This is a genomic window from Aggregatibacter segnis ATCC 33393, assembly GCF_000185305.1.
Lineage (GTDB): Bacteria > Pseudomonadota > Gammaproteobacteria > Enterobacterales > Pasteurellaceae > Aggregatibacter > Aggregatibacter segnis.
In genome coordinates this window covers 1,439,230-1,458,357 of sequence record NZ_GL622200.1, presented here as the reverse complement: position 1 = coordinate 1,458,357, position 19,128 = coordinate 1,439,230, and the positions used below count along the sequence as shown (strand labels likewise).

Annotated in this window: 17 protein-coding genes and 1 other annotated feature; of the genes, 7 read left to right on the top strand and 10 right to left on the bottom strand. The window is 41.8% G+C overall.

The annotated features are described in order from the left end of the window. Positions 1-40 precede the first annotated feature (40 nt). From cgtA to rplU, 4 genes are read right to left on the bottom strand one after another with little or no spacing between them, the layout of a single operon-like run. Complete coding sequence (gene cgtA / locus HMPREF9064_RS02670; protein WP_006719056.1) at positions 41-1,216, bottom strand: Obg family GTPase CgtA; 1,176 nt, start codon at positions 1,214-1,216, stop codon at positions 41-43. A 27-nt stretch (positions 1,217-1,243) separates the two neighbouring features. After that, entirely contained in the window at positions 1,244-2,170 is a 927-nt protein-coding gene (locus tag HMPREF9064_RS02675; protein WP_032997946.1) for a DMT family transporter, read from the bottom strand. A gap of 57 nt (positions 2,171-2,227) precedes the next feature. Beyond that, positions 2,228-2,485, bottom strand: a complete 258-nt coding sequence (rpmA, locus tag HMPREF9064_RS02680; RefSeq protein WP_005539872.1) for a 50S ribosomal protein L27 — start codon at positions 2,483-2,485, stop codon at positions 2,228-2,230. Between the two features lie 20 nt (positions 2,486-2,505). After that, entirely contained in the window at positions 2,506-2,817 is a 312-nt protein-coding gene (gene rplU / locus HMPREF9064_RS02685; RefSeq protein ID WP_006719042.1) for a 50S ribosomal protein L21, read from the bottom strand. Between the two features lie 259 nt (positions 2,818-3,076). Here rplU and ispB point away from each other — a divergent pair, with 259 nt between their 5' ends. From ispB to miaB, 4 genes are all read left to right on the top strand, one after another. Next, entirely contained in the window at positions 3,077-4,048 is a 972-nt protein-coding gene (gene ispB, locus HMPREF9064_RS02690) for an octaprenyl diphosphate synthase (protein WP_162496230.1), read from the top strand. After that, the gene (locus HMPREF9064_RS02695) at positions 4,048-4,386 is read left to right on the top strand and encodes a hypothetical protein (RefSeq protein ID WP_006719039.1); all 339 of its coding nucleotides are present in this window, start codon (positions 4,048-4,050) and stop codon (positions 4,384-4,386) included. Before ispB ends, HMPREF9064_RS02695 begins: the two co-directional genes overlap by 1 nt. A gap of 2 nt (positions 4,387-4,388) precedes the next feature. Then, entirely contained in the window at positions 4,389-5,117 is a 729-nt protein-coding gene (locus HMPREF9064_RS02700; protein ID WP_006719036.1) for an epoxyqueuosine reductase QueH, read from the top strand. A gap of 285 nt (positions 5,118-5,402) precedes the next feature. After that, entirely contained in the window at positions 5,403-6,827 is a 1,425-nt protein-coding gene (gene miaB, locus HMPREF9064_RS02705; RefSeq protein WP_006719034.1) for a tRNA (N6-isopentenyl adenosine(37)-C2)-methylthiotransferase MiaB, read from the top strand. Between the two features lie 55 nt (positions 6,828-6,882). Here the strand turns inward: miaB and priC are convergent, their stop codons facing one another. The 5 genes from priC to HMPREF9064_RS02730 form a co-directional block, all read right to left on the bottom strand. After that, positions 6,883-7,449 carry a primosomal replication protein PriC gene (gene priC / locus HMPREF9064_RS02710; RefSeq protein ID WP_006719032.1) on the bottom strand — a complete coding sequence of 189 codons (567 nt, stop codon included), beginning with the start codon at positions 7,447-7,449 and terminating at the stop codon, positions 6,883-6,885. 62 nt (positions 7,450-7,511) lie between these two features. Beyond that, the gene (locus tag HMPREF9064_RS02715; RefSeq protein ID WP_006719030.1) at positions 7,512-8,861 is read right to left on the bottom strand and encodes a Na+/H+ antiporter family protein; all 1,350 of its coding nucleotides are present in this window, start codon (positions 8,859-8,861) and stop codon (positions 7,512-7,514) included. A gap of 102 nt (positions 8,862-8,963) precedes the next feature. Continuing rightward, positions 8,964-9,092: a sequence feature (His leader region), on the bottom strand. Between the two features lie 126 nt (positions 9,093-9,218). Next, entirely contained in the window at positions 9,219-9,872 is a 654-nt protein-coding gene (rnt, locus tag HMPREF9064_RS02720) for a ribonuclease T (protein WP_006719029.1), read from the bottom strand. Positions 9,873-9,959: 87 nt separating this feature from the next. Then, positions 9,960-10,367 (bottom strand): lactoylglutathione lyase, encoded by a 408-nt coding sequence (gene gloA / locus HMPREF9064_RS02725; protein ID WP_032997944.1) that lies wholly within the window; start codon positions 10,365-10,367, stop codon positions 9,960-9,962. 147 nt (positions 10,368-10,514) lie between these two features. Then, on the bottom strand, positions 10,515-12,611 hold the full coding sequence (locus tag HMPREF9064_RS02730) for a TonB-dependent receptor domain-containing protein (protein WP_006719027.1): 2,097 nt from the start codon (positions 12,609-12,611) through the stop codon (positions 10,515-10,517). 299 nt (positions 12,612-12,910) lie between these two features. On the opposite strand from HMPREF9064_RS02730, the gene HMPREF9064_RS02735 reads away from it, so the two are divergent. Then, the gene (locus HMPREF9064_RS02735; RefSeq protein ID WP_006719025.1) at positions 12,911-15,466 is read left to right on the top strand and encodes a GDYXXLXY domain-containing protein; all 2,556 of its coding nucleotides are present in this window, start codon (positions 12,911-12,913) and stop codon (positions 15,464-15,466) included. 94 nt (positions 15,467-15,560) lie between these two features. Here the strand turns inward: HMPREF9064_RS02735 and cmoA are convergent, their stop codons facing one another. Further along, positions 15,561-16,283, bottom strand: a complete 723-nt coding sequence (gene cmoA / locus HMPREF9064_RS02740; RefSeq protein WP_006719024.1) for a carboxy-S-adenosyl-L-methionine synthase CmoA — start codon at positions 16,281-16,283, stop codon at positions 15,561-15,563. A gap of 165 nt (positions 16,284-16,448) precedes the next feature. On the opposite strand from cmoA, the gene aspS reads away from it, so the two are divergent. Both aspS and HMPREF9064_RS02750 read left to right on the top strand, forming a co-directional pair. Further along, a complete protein-coding gene (gene aspS / locus HMPREF9064_RS02745; protein WP_006719023.1) occupies positions 16,449-18,215 on the top strand; it encodes an aspartate--tRNA ligase in 1,767 nt (588 codons plus the stop codon). Positions 18,216-18,277: 62 nt separating this feature from the next. Next, the gene (locus HMPREF9064_RS02750) at positions 18,278-19,096 is read left to right on the top strand and encodes a hypothetical protein (RefSeq protein ID WP_006719022.1); all 819 of its coding nucleotides are present in this window, start codon (positions 18,278-18,280) and stop codon (positions 19,094-19,096) included. The last annotated feature ends 32 nt before the right edge of the window (positions 19,097-19,128 follow it).

The window sequence follows — 19,128 nt, the reverse complement described above, 5'->3', positions numbered from 1 at the left end:
AAAATCTACGTGTTTTTTGACCGCACTTTTTTATATCTGATTAAGGCTTGTAGATGATTTCTACGCCTTCCTCATCTTCTTCTGACCAGTCATCCCAGTCGTCATCATCTTCATCATCAAAATCAGCATTTTCTAATTGCTCTTGATGGTAATCTTCCCATTTGAATTTCACTTCTTCATTTTCTACCGGTGTTTCTTCCGTTTCACGTGGATGCGCTTCTAGGAAGTCCATGATGTCGCGACACAATTGAGGTACATTTTTGCCAGCCGCAGCAGAGATCAAATAATAATCTTCTTCCCAGCCTAAGCGTTTCGCAATTTCTTCTGCACGTTCATGAGCTTCTTCGTCGCTCATCGTATCGATTTTGTTGAACACCAGCCAACGTGGTTTATCCGCTAAGGATTCACTGTATTGGAAAAGTTCAGATTCGATAATTGCTACGTTATCTGCAGGATCAGAATCGTCAATCGGATTGATATCCACTAAGTGAATTAATACGCGACAACGTTCTAAGTGTTTCAAGAAACGAATACCTAATCCGGCACCTTCTGATGCCCCCTCAATTAACCCGGGAATATCCGCGATAACAAAACTGCGATTGTCATCTACTTTCACCACACCGAGACTTGGCACTAAAGTGGTAAACGGATAATCAGCGACTTTCGGTTTAGCTGCAGAAACGGCGCGGATAAAAGTAGATTTGCCGGCATTTGGTAAACCGAGCATCCCAACATCGGCGAGCAACATTAATTCTAATAGTAAATCGCGTTTTTCACCCGGTGTTCCCATGGTTTTTTGGCGTGGAGCGCGGTTAATGGAGGATTTGAAACGAGTATTACCTAATCCATGATAACCACCTTTAGCAACTAATAATCTCATGCCATTTTTGGTTAAATCACCGATAATTTCTTGAGTGTCGTTATCAATAGCGCGCGTTCCCACCGGTACACGTAAAGTAATGTCTTTACCTCGATGTCCGGTACAGTTTGCACTGCGTCCGTTTTCCCCGCGTTCAGCGGCAAAGCGTTTTTCAAAACGGTAATCGATAAGCGTGTTGAGGTTTTCGTCAGCGATTAAATAAACATCACCACCGTCACCACCATCGCCCCCATCCGGACCGCCTTTGGGAATATATTTTTCACGACGGAAACTGGCACAGCCGTTGCCCCCGTCACCGGCTTCGACACGAATCAAAGCTTCATCAATAAATTTCATTCAACTTCTCCAAAATACTGAAAATTACTACCGCACTTTTGGGCGAGCAGGGAATAACTTGTGCCCGATGGCGGATAAAATTGCCCCGCATACTACAATAAACGCACCGATATAGCTAATAGTATTTAGTTCAGGGGCGGCAAAATCTGTTGGGTCGATATAGTGGGCAAGGTGCGCAAATAAAATAGTAAACAACGGAACCAAGGTAATGACCACGCTGACTTTTGACACTTCCCAACGATTTAATGCTTCAGCATAAGCACCATAACCAAATAGCGTATTTAAACAACAGTAAATTAAGCAACCAAGGCTGATAGGCGTTAAGCCTTGTACTTGTGAAAATTTAGCAAAAGGCGTAAAGACAAGGGCGCAACCAAAATAGATCATCAGCAAAATTTGTTGTGAGCTGAATTTTCTTAGCATGAGTTTTTGTGCCATGCCGTAAGCAACCCATATTAAAGACGCGCTAATGCTGAGAAAAACACCGGTGGAGTAGATATTTAACCCTGTGAAGATTTCTAAGCGATCATTAAAAAAGAAACCTAAGCCGATGGTTAATAAGATCAAACCGATTTTTTGGTGTAACCCTAATTTTTCTTTAAAAATCACAACACCGCAAATGAGCATACCAAAAGAGGACAAATGGATAAAAATTTGTGCAACGGAAGGCTCAATATAATTGAGTGAGTTATTAAATAAGAAAAAATTACCGGCTAATCCGAGTACGCCAAGCATAACTAACGTACTGTAATAACCCAGTTTTGATATGTTGGGCAATGCTTTTTTGTAACCAAGGAGTAAGAGGATAACAACACTGGCAACGATAAAGCGATACCAAACAATGGTTTCCACATTCATAGTGGAAACAACTTGCTTTAATGCAATAGGCAAAGAGCCCCACGCCATGGCGGTGATCAGGGCAAAAAGAAAACCTAACATAGGTTGTTGTTTCATGATTTTACCTATAAAAAAGCCCTGCATTGAGCAGGGCGTTTTATTCTTTTTATAAAATTATTCAGTAACAATACTTACGTATTTACGGCTTTTCTCGCCTTTTACTTCAAATTTTACTTTACCATCGGCTGTCGCGAATAAGGTGTGGTCACGTCCCATTCCAACGTTGTTGCCCGCGTGGAATTTAGTACCACGTTGACGAACGATGATGCTACCTGCTAATACAGATTCACCACCGAAACGTTTAACACCAAGACGTTTAGCTTCAGAATCACGACCGTTACGAGTTGAACCACCAGCTTTTTTAGTTGCCATCTACTTGATCTCCTCTGAAATTATGCTTGAATCCCAGTGATTTTCACTTCTGTGAACCACTGACGATGACCTTGTTGTTTACGGCTGTGTTTGCGACGACGGAATTTAACGATTTTAATTTTATCGCCACGACCTTGTGCAACTACTTCAGCCACTACTTTTGCACCAGCAACTACTGGGGCACCGATTTTAACATCTTCACCATTAACGACCATCAACACTGAATCGAATTCAACTGTTGCGCCAGTTGCAAGTTCAAGTTTTTCTAAACGAACGACTTGACCTTCGCTTACTCGGTGTTGTTTACCGCCACTTTGGAAAACTGCGTACATAAATACTCCGCTATAATTGTGCTCTAATGTTGTTTCATTTCGCACATAAAATTCATATAAATAGGGCGCAAATTCTACGTAAAAATTTAGGGGATAGCAAGAACTTATTTACGATAAAATAAAAAAATTGGCAATTTAGGTAGTTTAATTTCAGAAAGGGGGAAAAATCGGGTAGAATCAACTGTACTTTCGTTTTCAATTTCATCTACTTCCCCTAATTTTAAGTGGCCTAATTATAGAAATGAATACAACAAATTTTATGGATATGAATGCAATCCAGGCATTAAGCCAAGCGGATATGCAAAAAGTGAACGAATCGATTTTAGCCCAACTTAACTCAGATGTGGTGCTGATTAATCAATTAGGATTCTACATTGTGCAAGGCGGTGGCAAGCGCATTCGTCCCTTAATTACCGTGTTGGCAGCAAGAGCCTTAGGTTTTGAAGGGCAAAAAGCTATTACGTGTGCCACCTTTGTCGAATTTATTCATACAGCGTCTTTGTTGCATGATGATGTTGTGGATGAATCGGATATGCGTCGTGGGCGTGCTACGGCAAATGCAGAATTTGGTAATGCCGCAAGCGTGTTGGTGGGGGATTTCATTTATACCCGTGCGTTCCAATTGGTTGCTCAGCTGGAATCTTTAAAAATTTTGCGCATTATGGCGGATGCCACCAATGTGTTGGCAGAAGGCGAAGTGCAACAATTAATGAATGTGAACGATCCGCAAACCAGTGAAGAAAATTATATGCGGGTGATTTACAGCAAAACCGCTCGTTTATTTGAGGTGGCGGCGCAAGCTGCCGCAATCATTGCCGATGCGGATGACGAGCAGGAAAAAGCATTACAGAATTACGGTCGTTATCTCGGCACAGCATTCCAGTTAGTGGATGACGTGTTGGATTACAGCGCGAATGCCAAGGCCTTAGGGAAAAATGTGGGCGATGATTTAGCCGAAGGCAAACCGACCCTTCCTTTATTACATGCGATGCACCACGGCAATGAACAACAGGCTGCGTTAATTCGCGAAGCCATCGAACAAGGTGGGAAACGTGAGGCCATTGATGAGGTGTTAGCTATTATGGCAGAACATAAATCCCTTGATTACGCGATGGATCGCGCTAAACAAGAAGCACAAAAAGCCGTTGATGCGATTCAGATTCTGCCGGAAAGCGAGTATAAACAAGCGTTGATTTCCTTAGCGTATTTATCCGTGGATAGAGCATATTAATGAAAAAGCGACTCCTAACATGTTTGTTGTGCTTTTTTAACCAGTCAGTTTTATCAGCCGATTTTTCCTGCGCAGAACCAAATGGCGCATCTAAAATGGTGACGTTTTTCAACCAAATTGATAAGCATCACATGGAAAGCGGTTTGCTACCGCCCAACGAAAAACTCGTTCGAACCGATAATTCACAGATGTGGGAATATACAAATAAGGCGAATACAAAGACTGTACTTGAAGTAAAGTCTGCCGATACGCCAAAGTTTTTTGTGTTTTCACTTTATAATCCAAAAGGTTCAACAATATTTGTTTATAAATGTATCGAAATTCTTCAAGCTAAATAGTCATGACAGAACAACAATCTCAAAGTGCGGTCGGTTTTCAACATAAAACACGCAAACAAAAACCACGCAAAGATCCAAATGCACCTTTTATTCGTGAAAAATTGGAATTGCCTGAAGGGCACAATAAACTGCTTTTGCACTCCTGTTGTGCGCCTTGCTCGGGTGAGGTGATGGAAGCCATTTTGGCGTCCGGTATTGAATTTACGATTTATTTCTACAACCCGAACATTCACCCGTTAAAAGAATATTTGATTCGCAAAGAAGAAAATATTCGTTTTGCGCAAAAATTTGGTATTCCATTTATTGATGCCGACTATGATCGTCAAGAATGGTTTGACCGTGCCAAAGGCATGGAATGGGAGCCGGAACGCGGCATTCGTTGTACCATGTGTTTTGATATGCGTTTTGAAAAAGCGGCTGAATATGCTCATGAGCACGGTTTCCCGGTATTCACCAGTTGCCTTGGCATTTCTCGCTGGAAAGACATGGAGCAAATTAACGGTTGCGGTCATCGTGCGGCAGAAAAATATGACGATGTGATTTATTGGGATTATAACTGGCGCAAAGAAGGAGGCTCACAACGTATGATTGAAATCAGTAAACGCGAGCGTTTTTATCAGCAAGAATATTGCGGTTGTGTTTATTCGTTGCGTGACAGCAATAAGTGGCGCGAACAAACCGGTCGCCAAAAGATTGAAATCGGTAAACTTTATTATTCCCCCAATCAGTAAGTCATTCCATGTATTGATGAATGGCAGATAAATTTCAGGTTAAGCTTACTTGTCTACGGTGTTTTATCTGCCTTTTCCTTTCTTCTTTTCTCTGCAATTTTATGTCGTTTAAGACAAATTCAGACCGCTCTTTTCCTTTTTTTGACATGTTTTGGTAAAGCATTATTTCTACCTACAACAGGTAAAATTCTTGAGAAAATCTGCTTTTTTACTAGCGAGAAAAAGCGCAACTCGGTAGAATAGCCAGTCAATTTTTATGAACCATTAGAGTAAATTTTAGCCAGTATGACGCAAAAACTACATATTAAAACTTGGGGCTGTCAGATGAACGAGTACGATTCATCTAAGATGGCGGATTTATTACACAGCACACACGGTTTGGAACTTACCGAGGTGCCGGAAGAAGCGGATGTTTTATTATTAAATACCTGTTCCATTCGTGAAAAAGCACAGGAAAAAGTCTTTCATCAATTAGGGCGTTGGAAAGAATTAAAGAAAAATAACCCTAATTTATTGATTGGCGTGGGCGGCTGTGTGGCATCGCAGGAAGGCGAACACATTCGCACCCGAGCGCCTTATGTGGACATTGTTTTCGGGCCGCAAACATTGCATCGTTTGCCTGAAATGATCAACCAAATTCGTGGCGGGAAAAGCTCCGTTGTAGATATTAGTTTCCCGGAAATTGAAAAATTTGACTGTTTGCCGGAGCCTCGTGCAGAGGGACCAACCGCATTCGTTTCTATTATGGAAGGCTGTAATAAATATTGTACTTATTGTGTGGTGCCTTATACCCGTGGTGAGGAAGTAAGCCGCCCGGTAGATGATATTTTATTTGAAATTGCACAGTTAGCCGCACAGGGCGTGCGTGAAGTGAACTTGCTTGGTCAAAACGTGAATGCTTATCGTGGCCCGACGTTTGACGGTGAAATTTGTACCTTTGCGGAATTATTGCGTTTAGTCGCTGCCATTGACGGTATTGACCGTTTACGTTTTACCACGAGTCATCCGATCGAATTCACCGATGATATTATCGACGTGTATCGTGATACACCGGAGCTGGTGAGTTTCCTTCATTTGCCGGTGCAATCCGGTTCAGACCGCGTTTTAACCATGATGAAACGCGGACATACAGCGCTTGAATACAAATCCATTATTCGCAAACTAAAAGCGGTACGTCCGAATATTCAAATCAGCTCTGATTTCATCGTGGGGTTCCCGGGTGAAACCAATGAAGATTTCGAGCAGACTATGAATTTGATTGCTCAAGTGAATTTCGACATGAGTTTCAGCTTTATTTATTCTGCCCGTCCTGGTACACCGGCGGCAGATTACCCAGATGATGTGACTGAAGACGAGAAAAAACAACGTTTGTATTTGTTGCAACAACGCATCAACAATCAAGCGGCTCAATTCAGTCGCGCGATGTTAGGTACGGAGCAACGCGTGTTGGTAGAAGGCCCATCGAAGAAAGATATTATGGAATTAACCGGTCGTACGGAAACCAACCGTATTGTGAATTTCCAGGGGTCGCCGGAAATGATCGGAAAATTTGTTGATATTAAAATCACCGATGTATTCACAAACTCCCTACGTGGTGAAGTGGTACGCACCGAAGACCAAATGGGCTTGCGTGTGTTGCAATCGCCACAAATGGTAATTAACCGCACCCGTAAAGAAGATGAACTGGGTGTAGGCCGTTACACTGGCTAATTTATTTGAGCGGAATGAAAAAACCTCGCGATGTTTGCGAGGTTTTTTATTACGACTATTTTTGCTTTTCGAGGAAAATTAAATATTCCTCTAACATTTCGATGGCTTCCAAGCAACGGGCGCGACGTTGTTCTAGTTGTTCCAGTTTTAATCGGTTAAATGGAAGTCCCTCTCTCTGCGCTTCACTTAAACTGTCTTGCTCGTGCTGAATTTTTTCATTAAAAGACGCTAAATATTCATAATATTTTGCCAAGCGTTCGCGTGGTGGCAAACTGTGTACGGGATGCTGACGTTTATTTTGCGGTTTATTTTCTTCTTTATCTTTAACCGGAAAGAGCTGAGCATTTTGCTGTTGACGCATTAAGGCATCAGAAAGTGCGGTGCATTGTGCGGATAGTTTTTGCGTATAAAACTGCCAGACTTCAATGTTATCGCTTTCAATCTGTTCAAGCTGCACGAGAGTGAGCTCTATTTGCTCAAAATAAAATGCCGTTTTTTGCCAATTTTCCGTAAACAGATTGGGTGAAAATTTTGCATAAACAATCTCTTCTTTTTGCGTGGCATAACGTGCAAAGAAATGTTGAAGGCTTTGTTTTAAGCGTTGCGTGGAAATGTTGTTCATAGACATAAGGAAGCAAAAGTGCGGTGGAAAATTTATGTGTTTTTCCGACCGCACTTTTAGGATTAGAGAGTCATTGCTGCAAGCCAGCCAAAGGCTAACAACGGAATGTTATAGTGAATGAAGGTAGGTACAACAGAATCCCAAATGTGGTCGTGTTTACCGTCCATATTCAAACCGGATGTTGGTCCTAAGGTTGAGTCGGAAGCCGGTGAGCCCGCATCACCTAATGCTGCCGCAACGCCCACGATAGACACTGTAGCAAGTGGGGAGAAGCCGAAAGATAAACAAAGCGGTACATAAATCGAGGTGATGATTGGCACGGTAGAGAAGGAAGAACCGATCCCCATGGTGATCAACAAGCCGACGAATAACATTAAGAACGCTGCAAGTCCTTTACTTTGTAAGCCTTGCCCTAAGGTTTGCACTAAGTCAGTTACACCGGTAGTTGTGTTAATCACATTGGCGAAACCGGAAGCAGCGATCATCACGAAACCGATCATGGCCATTAGGCGTAAGCCTTGTTGGAAAATATCGTTACTTTCTTTTAGCTTAAAGATACCGAACACGGCAAAAATGACTAAACCGACTAAACCACCGATGATCGTAGAGCTTGTGACTAATTGTGTGGTGAAGGTCGCCACAATCGCAACAAGGCTTGCGGTGATTTGTTTTGGTGTAATGTTAGCAATGTGCTGCTCAATGTCTTGCGTTGTTGGTTCTGCTGTGGTGACGGCATATTCACGCGGTTTGCGATAAGTGATAAATACGGCAGTCAATAAACCTAAAATCATCCCGGTTACCGGAATCATCATAGCGAGGGAGACTTCACCTACCGTTGTTTGTAAGCCTAATGAAGCACCGACATTATTAATATTTTTCACCAAAACGCTTTCGATAAAGATTTTACCGAAACCCACCGGTAATAACATATAGGTGGCGGTTAAACCGAAAGTGAGGACGCAAGCTACGGCGCGACGGTCAATTTTCAGTTTGTTGAACACAGCAAGTAGTGGTGGAACAACAATTGGAATAAATGCAATGTGCACCGGTAACAGGTTTTGAGATGAAATCGAGAACAAGACCAAAATCCCCAATAAGGCATATTTGAACATGGCAATCCCATTAGCAGAGGGGGTTTTGTTCATGCGGGTAATCACTTTATAGGCAAGTAAATCAGTGATGCCGGATTTGGAGATGGCAATGGCAAAGGCACCGAGCATGGCATAGTTCATTGCCACTTCAGCACCGCCACCAAGGCCGCCGGTAAAGGCTTCAATGGTTTTTGTTAGGCCTAAATCGCCGATTAAACCTGCGGTGAGGGCAGAAATAACCAAGGCAACGACCACGTTAATTCGCAACAAGCTGAGAATCAGCAAGACTGCGATGGAAATAACAACTGGATTGGTTAGCATTTTTTTGTCCTTATGAGTTAAGTTATTGATAATTTACTAGAGAAATAAAATTTGTCTAATAAAATCATCGGCTAATTTCTGAGGAATTTATTTTTGCTGTAAAAAACAAACCCCTCGAAAGTCAACTTCCGAGGGGCTTTAAAGGATAGCGTTTTATTCGTACCTGCTCGGAAGTCATCTTCCAAGCACACCAAATACCTGAAAGATCATTCAGTTACGTGGTGATGATGGTGACGACGAATAAAGCGCATTTTGGAATCTCCTATGTGAATTGCTTTTTAAACTACTGGAAAATATTTTTTATCGCAAGTGTTTTTTCAAAAAAATGTAAAGTGCGGTCGATATTTTTGATGTTTTTTAATTTTCCGCTATGACATGCGGAAATCCGCCCAAGTGTTTTAAATGATTCACCATATAACAAAACAGCTCTGCTGTGCGTTCCGTATCATATAACGCAGAATGAGCTTGTTGGCTGTCAAAAGGAATTTTGGCCGCTTGGCAGGCTTTTACTAATACGGTTTGTCCGAACATAAAACCGCTTAATGTGGCGGTGTCAAAAGTGGAAAACGGATGGAATGGGTTGCGCTTGGCATTCATACGTTGCGCCGCTGCCATCACAAATCCATGATCGAATGACGCATTATGTGCGACGATGATTGAACGTTGGCAGTCAGCGTCTTTTTGTGCCTTACGTACCATTTTAAACATCTCGCTAATAGCGATATTTTCACTCACGGCTCCACGTAATGGGTTGTCGATGTCGATACCGTTAAATTTGATGGACTCAGGATCGATATTGGCGCCTTCAAAGGGGTGAATGTGAAAATGACATTTTTGGTCCGGCACTAAGTTGCCGGCGTCGTCCATTTTTAGGGTAATGGCTGCCAATTCTAATAGTGCATCGGTTTTGGCGTTTAAGCCGGCGGTTTCCACATCGATTACCACCGGTAAATAACCGCGAAATCTGTGTTTTAATAAGTTGTAATTAATTGTTTCTTGGGCTTCAGACATAACTCATCCTAAAAATAAAACGTGGATTATCGTTTATAATCCACGTTAAAAAACACTTGAATTTTTTACCGCACTTTAGAGGGTAACTTAGTTGCCTAAGCCGGCTTGTGCGCTTTGATTTTCGATGAATTCAATTTTGTAACCGTCCGGATCTTCCACGAAAGCAATCACAGTTTTACCACCTTTTACCGGGCCCGGTTCGCGAGTAACATTCCCGCCCGCCTTGCGCACCGCTTCACAGGTCGCATAAATATCATCTACACCAATAGCGATATGGCCGTAAGCATTACCTAAATCATATTTCTCTACGCCCCAGTTATAGGTTAATTCCAATACGGACGCTTTGTCTTCATCATCGTAACCTAAAAATGCCAGAGAATATTGGTATTCCGGATTTTCACTGGTACGCAATAAACGCATGCCCAATACATCTTGATAAAACTGAATAGAACGTTGTAAGTCGCCGACGCGTAACATGGTATGTAAAATTCGCATGATATTCTCCATTAAATAAAATCTCAGCAATTATGCCACAGAATCATGGCGTTTTCTTTGGAAAATAAAAAGGATTAAGCTCGATTGAACTTAATCCTTCAAAATAAATTTAAAAAACGCAGTAAAATCTCACCGCACTTTTCAGTTTTAGAATGTGTAGTTTACACTTAAACGAACGTCACGACCCGGCTCAGGCAAGGTGGATACGCCTGCGCGTTGGCTGTGGCTGCGATAGTATTTGTTGAATGCATTGTTCAACGCAAGGTTGATATTTACGCTTTCAACCGGTTTCCATGTGATATAGAAATCGTTGACGCCATAGCCCGGGCGTTTTGTGGTGGTTGCACCACCGCCACGGTTTTGGGTGGTTGAATCGTAGCTGGTATGTTGTACAAAGCGGCCTTTCCAACCGATTTCAACGTCAGGTTGTTCGAAGTGGTAAGACACGCCGGTGGTCCAAGTACGACCGATTGGAATGGCGGTTACTGTGCTATCCACGGTTCTGCCGTTTAATTCCGGTTTACTGTAAGCCACGCCTGCACGCAAGGTTAAGCCTTCGTATTTATAGGCTGCACCTAATTCATAACCATGATTTCTTAATTTGCCTGCATTTTGGATTTCATAATAACCCGGTCTGATTTGAGTAAAGGCGTGCGTATCTTGGATTGTTTGCCAGAAATAACTTCCGTTCAAAGAAAGGCTGTCGGCTAATTTATAGTTAAAGCCCACTTCCGCGTTGCGCGATCTTTCCGGTTTAATGTTATTGGCAATGGAATACACTGCTGTTTTTCCTCGAGTCGATCCTGAAGAAAGCATGACTTCAAAGAAACGAGGACTTCGGGTAGCGTAGTTTAAGCTGGTATTTAAACTCAAATCATTGCTCACTTCATAAATTAAGCCGACACTTGGGTTTAGGTTTCCTTTATTGGATTTTGAGCCGTCCATTGCACGGAATGAGAAATGATCATAACGTAAGCCGGTGGTTAAGGTGAACGCGCCTAAGCCCCAGATACCTTCCGTATAAATACCCACATCACGTTTCTTTTGGGTCTTCATTTGGACGCCGTTTTGAACGGTAAGTGAGTTAGGCTTACCTTCTTGATCGCGGTAATTGATACCGTATTTGATTAAGTGAGATTCACCAATAGGTGAGTCCAAGTTTACGTTGGCACCATTGGCAATTAAACGAGTTCTGGAATGTTCACTTGGCTCTTCACGGCTAATTACACTACGCCATACATTAGCCTTAGCATTGCTGATAAAGCCCATGTTTTTACCTGTCCATTCAATTTTGCTGGTATCGTTCGTGGTGATGCGATAGCTAGGGGCGTTATTTGCCGTATTCGGAATTTTGTTGCCATTGCGATCTAAAACATACCAAGTATTCCCTTCTTGGCTTAACGTATAGCCGTTTGCACGCTGTTCTCCTGTTAGAGTTGGACGGCCGTTTTGCTCTCTGGCGGTTAACCAATCTTGCGAAAAGTCAAACTCTTCACGAAGTGCGCGAACGCCGTAATGACGCTCTTGACGGTGGCTTAATTCGATACGTTGATCTTCAGTAATATCAACCCCAACTTTGGCGAGTAAACCACGTTGATGTAATGAACTGTTTTGAACTTTTGTACCACCTTCCAAATTACGGAAATTATGGCCGCCTTTATAGTCGCTTTCATTTACCCAATTGCCGGAAAGCAATACATCCATCGCTTGGGCGCGTGAATAAACGGTTGCGCCTTTGCTCCAGCCTTTGTTTGAGCTGACGCCGGCATTTAGTTTAAAACCAATGTCTTGACCTTCTTTCAGAAGATCTTTTGCGCTCACAGTTTCTGCCACGATAGCACCACTGGTTGCACCAATGCCGGCACTGGCTGACCCAGTCCCTTTTTGCACGCTCACTTTCTTGAATAGTGCCGGGTCAAACATGAAACGGCCTTGGTGGTGGAAAAGTTGGGCGTCGGTATAAGCATCATCTACTTTCACATCCACTTGATCTTGCCCCATCCCGCGAATGGTAAACCACTGTGATGTGCCGCGACCGCCACCGAAGTTAATTGCCGGTTCGTCTTTTAATAAACCTTTTAATTCGGTTTCCGTGCTGCGATTAATCGATTCAGTTGTAATCACATTGGTTTTACTTTTGGCACCGGTATTTTCAGACACCACGTTAATGATCTCTAAATTTTCTGCATAAACTGCAGTGGTAACTAACATTGCGAGGGGAAGCAATGAAAAATGTTTGCGCATAAATGCTCCTCTAAAGGTTGATGAAAGGTGAAATTTACAGCGTGGCAATCTAACGTATTTGCTCAATTTATGCAAATGATAATTATTATTAATAATAAATTATTTCTAATGGCGTTTTATGGATTAAAATGTATTTGGTTTTTGTTAAAAGAGACGGAAACCGGAAGCACTATTGGTATGAGGAAAGAATGAACGTGAGAAGGAAAATATCGCAAAATCTCACCGCACTTTTGCTTTTTCTCCTAAAAATTGACTAAAATTCTTTAACTTTTCACCGGGGATTGAAAGGAAACGAAAATATGAATAGAACAGGGTTATTCAACTTATCTTGGGAACGTTATCTTAATTTATTGTTTCTCTTGTTAACGGTCGGTTTTCTTAGTAGCGGCGTCGTCACATTCATTGCCGCTAACTGGGATTATCTTTCCGATTTAACGAAGATTTATGGATTGCAAACGTTGTTCGTTTTTTCCGTGATGACAGGCGGTTATTTTTTTATGCGCGAAAGTCGTCAGTTAGCAGCGGAGAAATTAAAACTTGTTTCGGTTGCCTTATTCTTTAGTGCTGCCGTGCTGATTGGCGCTATCTTGGCACTCGCTGGGCAAACATATCAAACGGGCGCGAATACATGGGAATTGTTTGCTATTTGGTCGGTGTGCCAAATTCCATGGTTACTTTTGTTGCCTAATGTTGCTTCTGCCTTATTGCTGATTATCACAGCAAATTTAGCTTTGTATTTACTTCAGATCGATAATTATGACTATGTTGCTGTTTATGGCGTATTTCTCAATGGTGTTGGCCTGGTATTCAGTGAGGTTTTTACACGACGATTGCATGATGAACGTTGGCGAATCTTACCCAAAATCTTGCTTGGTTTTGTGATCATACATCTCTTCGGCATTCGTTTTATGGCCTATGGCACGATTTTTGATACCGATTTTGGTTGGTTTTCGGTGCTAAATTTCTTGATCGTGAGTGTGCCTTCTGCTGCATTATTTTATTTTTATAAGCAATATCGTTTTGATTTCACCAATTTAATTGCAAGTGCATTGGGGATAATTGTTGCCTTTAGCATGTTGCTCTTTTCTCATATCAATTCTGCGGATTCTGTTTTTTCAAGTGGCTTGCTGATTTTTGTGTTGACGATCTTAGCAATGAAATATCTGTACAAGCTTTATCAAGCCCGTTATCCGCAACAGACGAAAATGCCTTGGGCATTGTCCGTTCTGTTTATTTTTGCCATTCTCATCGGTATGGTCACCGCCATTATTTGGGCGGCGTTTATTCTTGATATATCTGACCCGTTGCTCGCTGTACTTGCCTTGGCAATTGCAATGTTGCTTACTGCATTGGGATTACATCGAGCTTATCCGCAAGCGAGTAATGAAATGTCGCTGGTGGTTGGTATTTGTTTTTTGATGGGATACGGCTTGCTTGGCGGTTATTTATGGTTTGACCATTTGGAGCGTGATCCTAGCGAAACAACGCAGATTTTTGTGCCGTTGTTGTTTTCTTGTGTGGTCGGTGTTTTTTATTTCGTTCGCAAAGAAGTTTGGCTACAAACTTTAACGGTAGTGAGTATCTTAAGCATGTGGCACCTCAGTTACGTGGAGGACATTGCATCCGGTGCCTTGTCTTTGCCTTATCTTTCCATGTTGTGCTGTGTTTGTGTTTTTGTAGGGCAGTTCTTGTGGATGATAAAACATCAGCAGAGCGAGGCAGTGACACCGCTTGCTTGGGGGCTTTTATTTTTTAGTATTGGCTCTTGGAGCTATTCCGCATCCCAAACCTTCTTTCCTTGGTTTCATCATTTCAGCGAGGTCGCCGACGAGTTACCGTCCATTGATACGTTCTCAGACTTTTTCAGCGTCATTACCTATGGCATTTTTTCACGAGCTACGTTGACATTTTCATGGTGGGTGCCGTTTTTTGTTTGTCTTACACCTTTCTGTGTTTATTGGATTATCAGCTTCTTTTTTAAATCTGCGCTGGCGGAAAAGTGGTTTATTGCCATTGTTTTAATGCTCTTTACGATTGGATTTGTGGCTCAACCGTCTATTTTGTTTTTTGTTGCCCTGTGGTTGATTGCCTATGTTTCGGCAAGCCGAACTTTATTTTTTATCGCCTTATTGGCGCTCATCACGAATTTGGCACTTTACTATTACATGCTCTTTATCCCATTGCTTTATAAGTCGTTTTTACTCTTATGCTTTGGCGCATTATTTTCCTTTGTCGTATTTTTCTTGCATAGGAAATCTAAAGTGACGACACAAAGTGCGGTGGATTTTTCCGGTGTTTCTAAATGCAAGCCGTTAATGGCGTTGCTTATCGCGTTATTGATGTTATTGCCGTTAAATTACAAGATATGGCAATTTGAAAACGTGTTAGCGACCGGCAAACCGGTTGTGCTAAAAATTGTGCCGGTGGATCCACGTTCGTTAATGCAAGGGGATTACATGTCGTTGAATTACGCCATTTTGCAGGATATTGCAGCGCAACTTAATGATGAGCCTGACCAGCTAAATGATGAACAAACCAACGAAGAGGACACTTGGCAGATAACAAGAAAACCACAGCCTAAACGAATTTATGCCTTAATTCATCAAAATGAGCAGGGTGTTGCTACCTTGTGTCGCGTGGAAAAAACTAAACCGACGGATTTCACAGGCTGCGAACCAAACCTGTATTTACCGATTAATAACACAGGCTGGTCGCCGGCATTGCCAAGTCAGGAATATTTCTTTGCAGAGGGGAAAGGGCAATATTATGCTCAGGCAGAGTATGCTGAATATCGTTTTAAAGACGGTATTTTATTGCTTGCCCGTTTGTTGGATCAGGATTTAAAACCTTTATAAAAACGAGAATAAGAGCGTCGATAGATAATAAAAAAGTGCGGTGGATTTTTAAAACGTTTTACGTCCATCGCTCTTTTTTATTTTGAGCTTGCGCTTATTTCATCGCAATCATGGAACCGAAGTTAAAGCATTGGAACCAAAGCTCCACATGAGAAAAGCCGACATTTTTTAATCGCGCTTTATGGGTTTCAATGCTGTCTGTGCGCATCACATTTTCAAGTGCGGTGCGTTTTTGGCTCACTTCTAATTCGCTGTAACCGTTAGCGCGTTTAAATTGATGGTGGAGATCAATTAGTAAGTCGTTAGTTTGCTCGTCTTCAAAGCGGAATTTTTCTGACAGCACCAATACGCCGTTTGGATTTAATCCTTGATGAATTTTTTCCAACAACGCCACGCGATCTTGTGGCGGTAGAAATTGCAGGGTGAAATTCAAAATCACCATCGATGCATTTTTGATCTCAATGTGGCGAATGTCGTCACAGAGAATCTCAACCGGAATATCACTGTGGTAGGCGGCAATGTGTTGGCGACAACGTTCCACCATCGGTTGGGAATTGTCCACCCCGATAATTTTCACATTCGGTTGGTTAATATGACGACGAGCGGAAAGGGTCGCCGCCCCACGGGAACAACCTAAATCATAAACATTGCTGTTTGCCGTCACAAAACGTTCGGCAAGCATGCCGATAGCTGTGATGATGTTGGAATAGCCCGGCACAGAGCGTTGGATCATGTCAGGAAATACTTCCGCAACGCTTTCGTCAAAGGTAAAATCGCCCAATTTTTCAATGGGTGCAGAGAATAGGGTATCTTTCATGTTTTTTGCGATGCAATGATTTGAAATAAAAAGTGCGGTTATTTTAGAGAAAGTTTTTAACGGCGCAAATAAATTTCGCTTTCCAATTCAAAAGCCCAGGCAATTTCCGTATAATCGCACGGTTAATTTCTCTTTAATGATCCAGAATATAATAAGGAATAAAAAATGATGCGTTCACATTATTGCGGTGCGTTAAACCGCGCAAATATCGGTCAGGAAGTAACATTAAGCGGTTGGGTTCATCGCCGCCGCGATTTAGGTGGGTTGATCTTTATTGATATGCGCGATCGTGATGGCATCGTGCAAGTGTGTTTCGACCCGAAATACCAAGACGCCTTGACCGCGGCTGCTGGTTTGCGTAACGAATTTTGTATTCAAATCAAAGGTGAAGTAATTGCTCGCCCGGACAACCAAATCAATAAAAACATGGCGACCGGTGAAGTGGAAGTATTGGCAAAAGCATTGAAAATTTACAATGCTTCCGATGTGTTGCCGTTAGACTTCAACCAAAACAACACAGAAGAACAACGCTTAAAATACCGTTATTTGGATTTACGCCGTCCGGAAATGGCACAACGTTTGAAAACTCGTGCAAAAATCACCAGCTTTGTGCGTCGTTTTATGGATGACAACGGTTTCTTAGATATTGAAACCCCAATGCTAACCAAAGCCACACCGGAAGGCGCGCGCGACTATTTAGTGCCAAGCCGTGTGCATAAAGGCAAATTCTATGCATTGCCACAGTCACCACAGCTTTTCAAACAGTTGCTCATGATGTCCGGTTTTGATCGTTATTATCAAATCGTGAAATGTTTCCGTGATGAAGATTTGCGTGCGGATCGTCAACCGGAATTTACCCAAATCGATGTGGAAACCTCTTTCCTGACAGCGCCTGAAGTGCGTGAGATTATGGAACGTATGGTGCATGGTTTATGGCAAAACATCATTGGTGTGGATTTAGGCAAATTCCCGGTGATGACTTGGCACGAAGCGATGAATCGTTTTGGTTCCGATAAGCCGGATTTGCGTAACCCACTTGAATTAGTGGATGTGGCAGACCTCGTTAAAGAGGTAGATTTCAAAGTGTTCCAAGGCCCCGCCAATGATCCGAACGGTCGTGTGGCGGTCATTCGCGTACCAAATGGCAGCGAAATTACGCGTAAACAAATTGATGAATACACCCAATTTGTTGGTATCTACGGCGCGAAAGGTTTGGCTTGGGCGAAAGTGAATGATATCAATGCCGGTCTTGAAAGTGTTCAAAGTCCGATTGCGAAATTCTTAACTGAAGATGTATGGAAAGCGTTAGCAGAACGAGTGAAAGCACAAAATGGTGATATCTTGTTCTTTGGCGCAGACAAATGGCAAACCACCACCGATGCCATGGGCGCATTGCGTTTGAAACTGGGCCGTGACCTCGGCTTAACCCGTTTAGACGAATGGCAACCGCTTTGGGTCATTGATTTCCCAATGTTTGAACGTGATGACGAAGGCAACTTGGCGGCAATGCATCACCCATTCACATCGCCGCGTGATTTCACACCGGAACAATTGGAAGCCGAACCAACAACTGCCGTGGCGAATGCTTACGATATGGTGATCAATGGTTATGAAGTGGGTGGCGGTTCTGTGCGTATTTTCGATCCGAAAATGCAACAAACCGTCTTCCGTATTCTTGGCATTAACGAACAAGAACAGCGCGAAAAATTTGGCTTCTTGTTGGATGCATTGAAATTCGGCACACCACCACACGCAGGTTTGGCGTTCGGTTTAGACCGTTTAACCATGCTTTTAACGGGTACCGAAAATATCCGTGATGTGATTGCGTTCCCGAAAACCACGGCAGCGGCATGCTTAATGACCGAAGCACCAAGTTTTGCGAATCCGCAGGCGTTAGCTGAGCTGAGTATTCAGGTTGTAAAAGCTGAGTAAATTTGAAATTTGAATAATAGAGTGCGGTCAATTTCGACCGCATTTTTTGTTAGAGAGAAAATATGAACATTGAATACAAAATCAGAAATATTTCTACGGTAATTTTAGTTATTGCAACAGCAATTTTTATTAATCTTATTTATTCACAAATTGCTGGAATAACTTCTTCTGTATGGAGAGTTTATGGTTACTATTCTTTAGCAGACTTTATTTTTCCAGTATGTCTGTTTATTTCAGCCTTTTCTATAATGAGGGGGCATAATTGGGGAAAATGGTTATATGCTGGGTATACCATGACAGGGATTTTTTTTAGCATTGGGGTTAGTTTAGAGCATAATCTAATGCAGTATACTTTTATGCGACCAGAAATGTTATCTTCAGTTGTATTCGTTATACTTTTCATTTTTTTCTTAATTTCGATTAAAGTTCTTTTTTCAAAAGAAGCTAGTCGTTTTTTTGGTGATAAAAGTCTTAATGTTAATGAAATTGGTAAAAGGCCCTTGTTGCTAACAATAGCTTCTATTTGTAGTTTTATTTTGGCTATTTATTGGGGAGCCAGTGTTTTAAGCGAACATTACATTATTGACGGATTTTTCTTTTTAAGACCCTTTTCTTTTTTCTTTGGTGTTTTTAGTTCTTATGTCTTAATGCTAGTACTTTCCATTGGTTTTTTCTTAGGGAAAAAATGGGCTAGAACATTATATATGGTTAGGGGAATAGCATTTTTTTTCTGGCTGCTAATGGATTTTCTAGAATTAGCTAAAAATAATCCATTTAATGAAATTCAAGATCAATTTGATTTGCTTTTATCTCATTTTATAGTGCTTTTCATATATTTATATGTGTTATATAACAAGAAAAGTAATGAGTATTTTCATTAAACATGAAATCTGCCATGTTGTATTACAAGCAT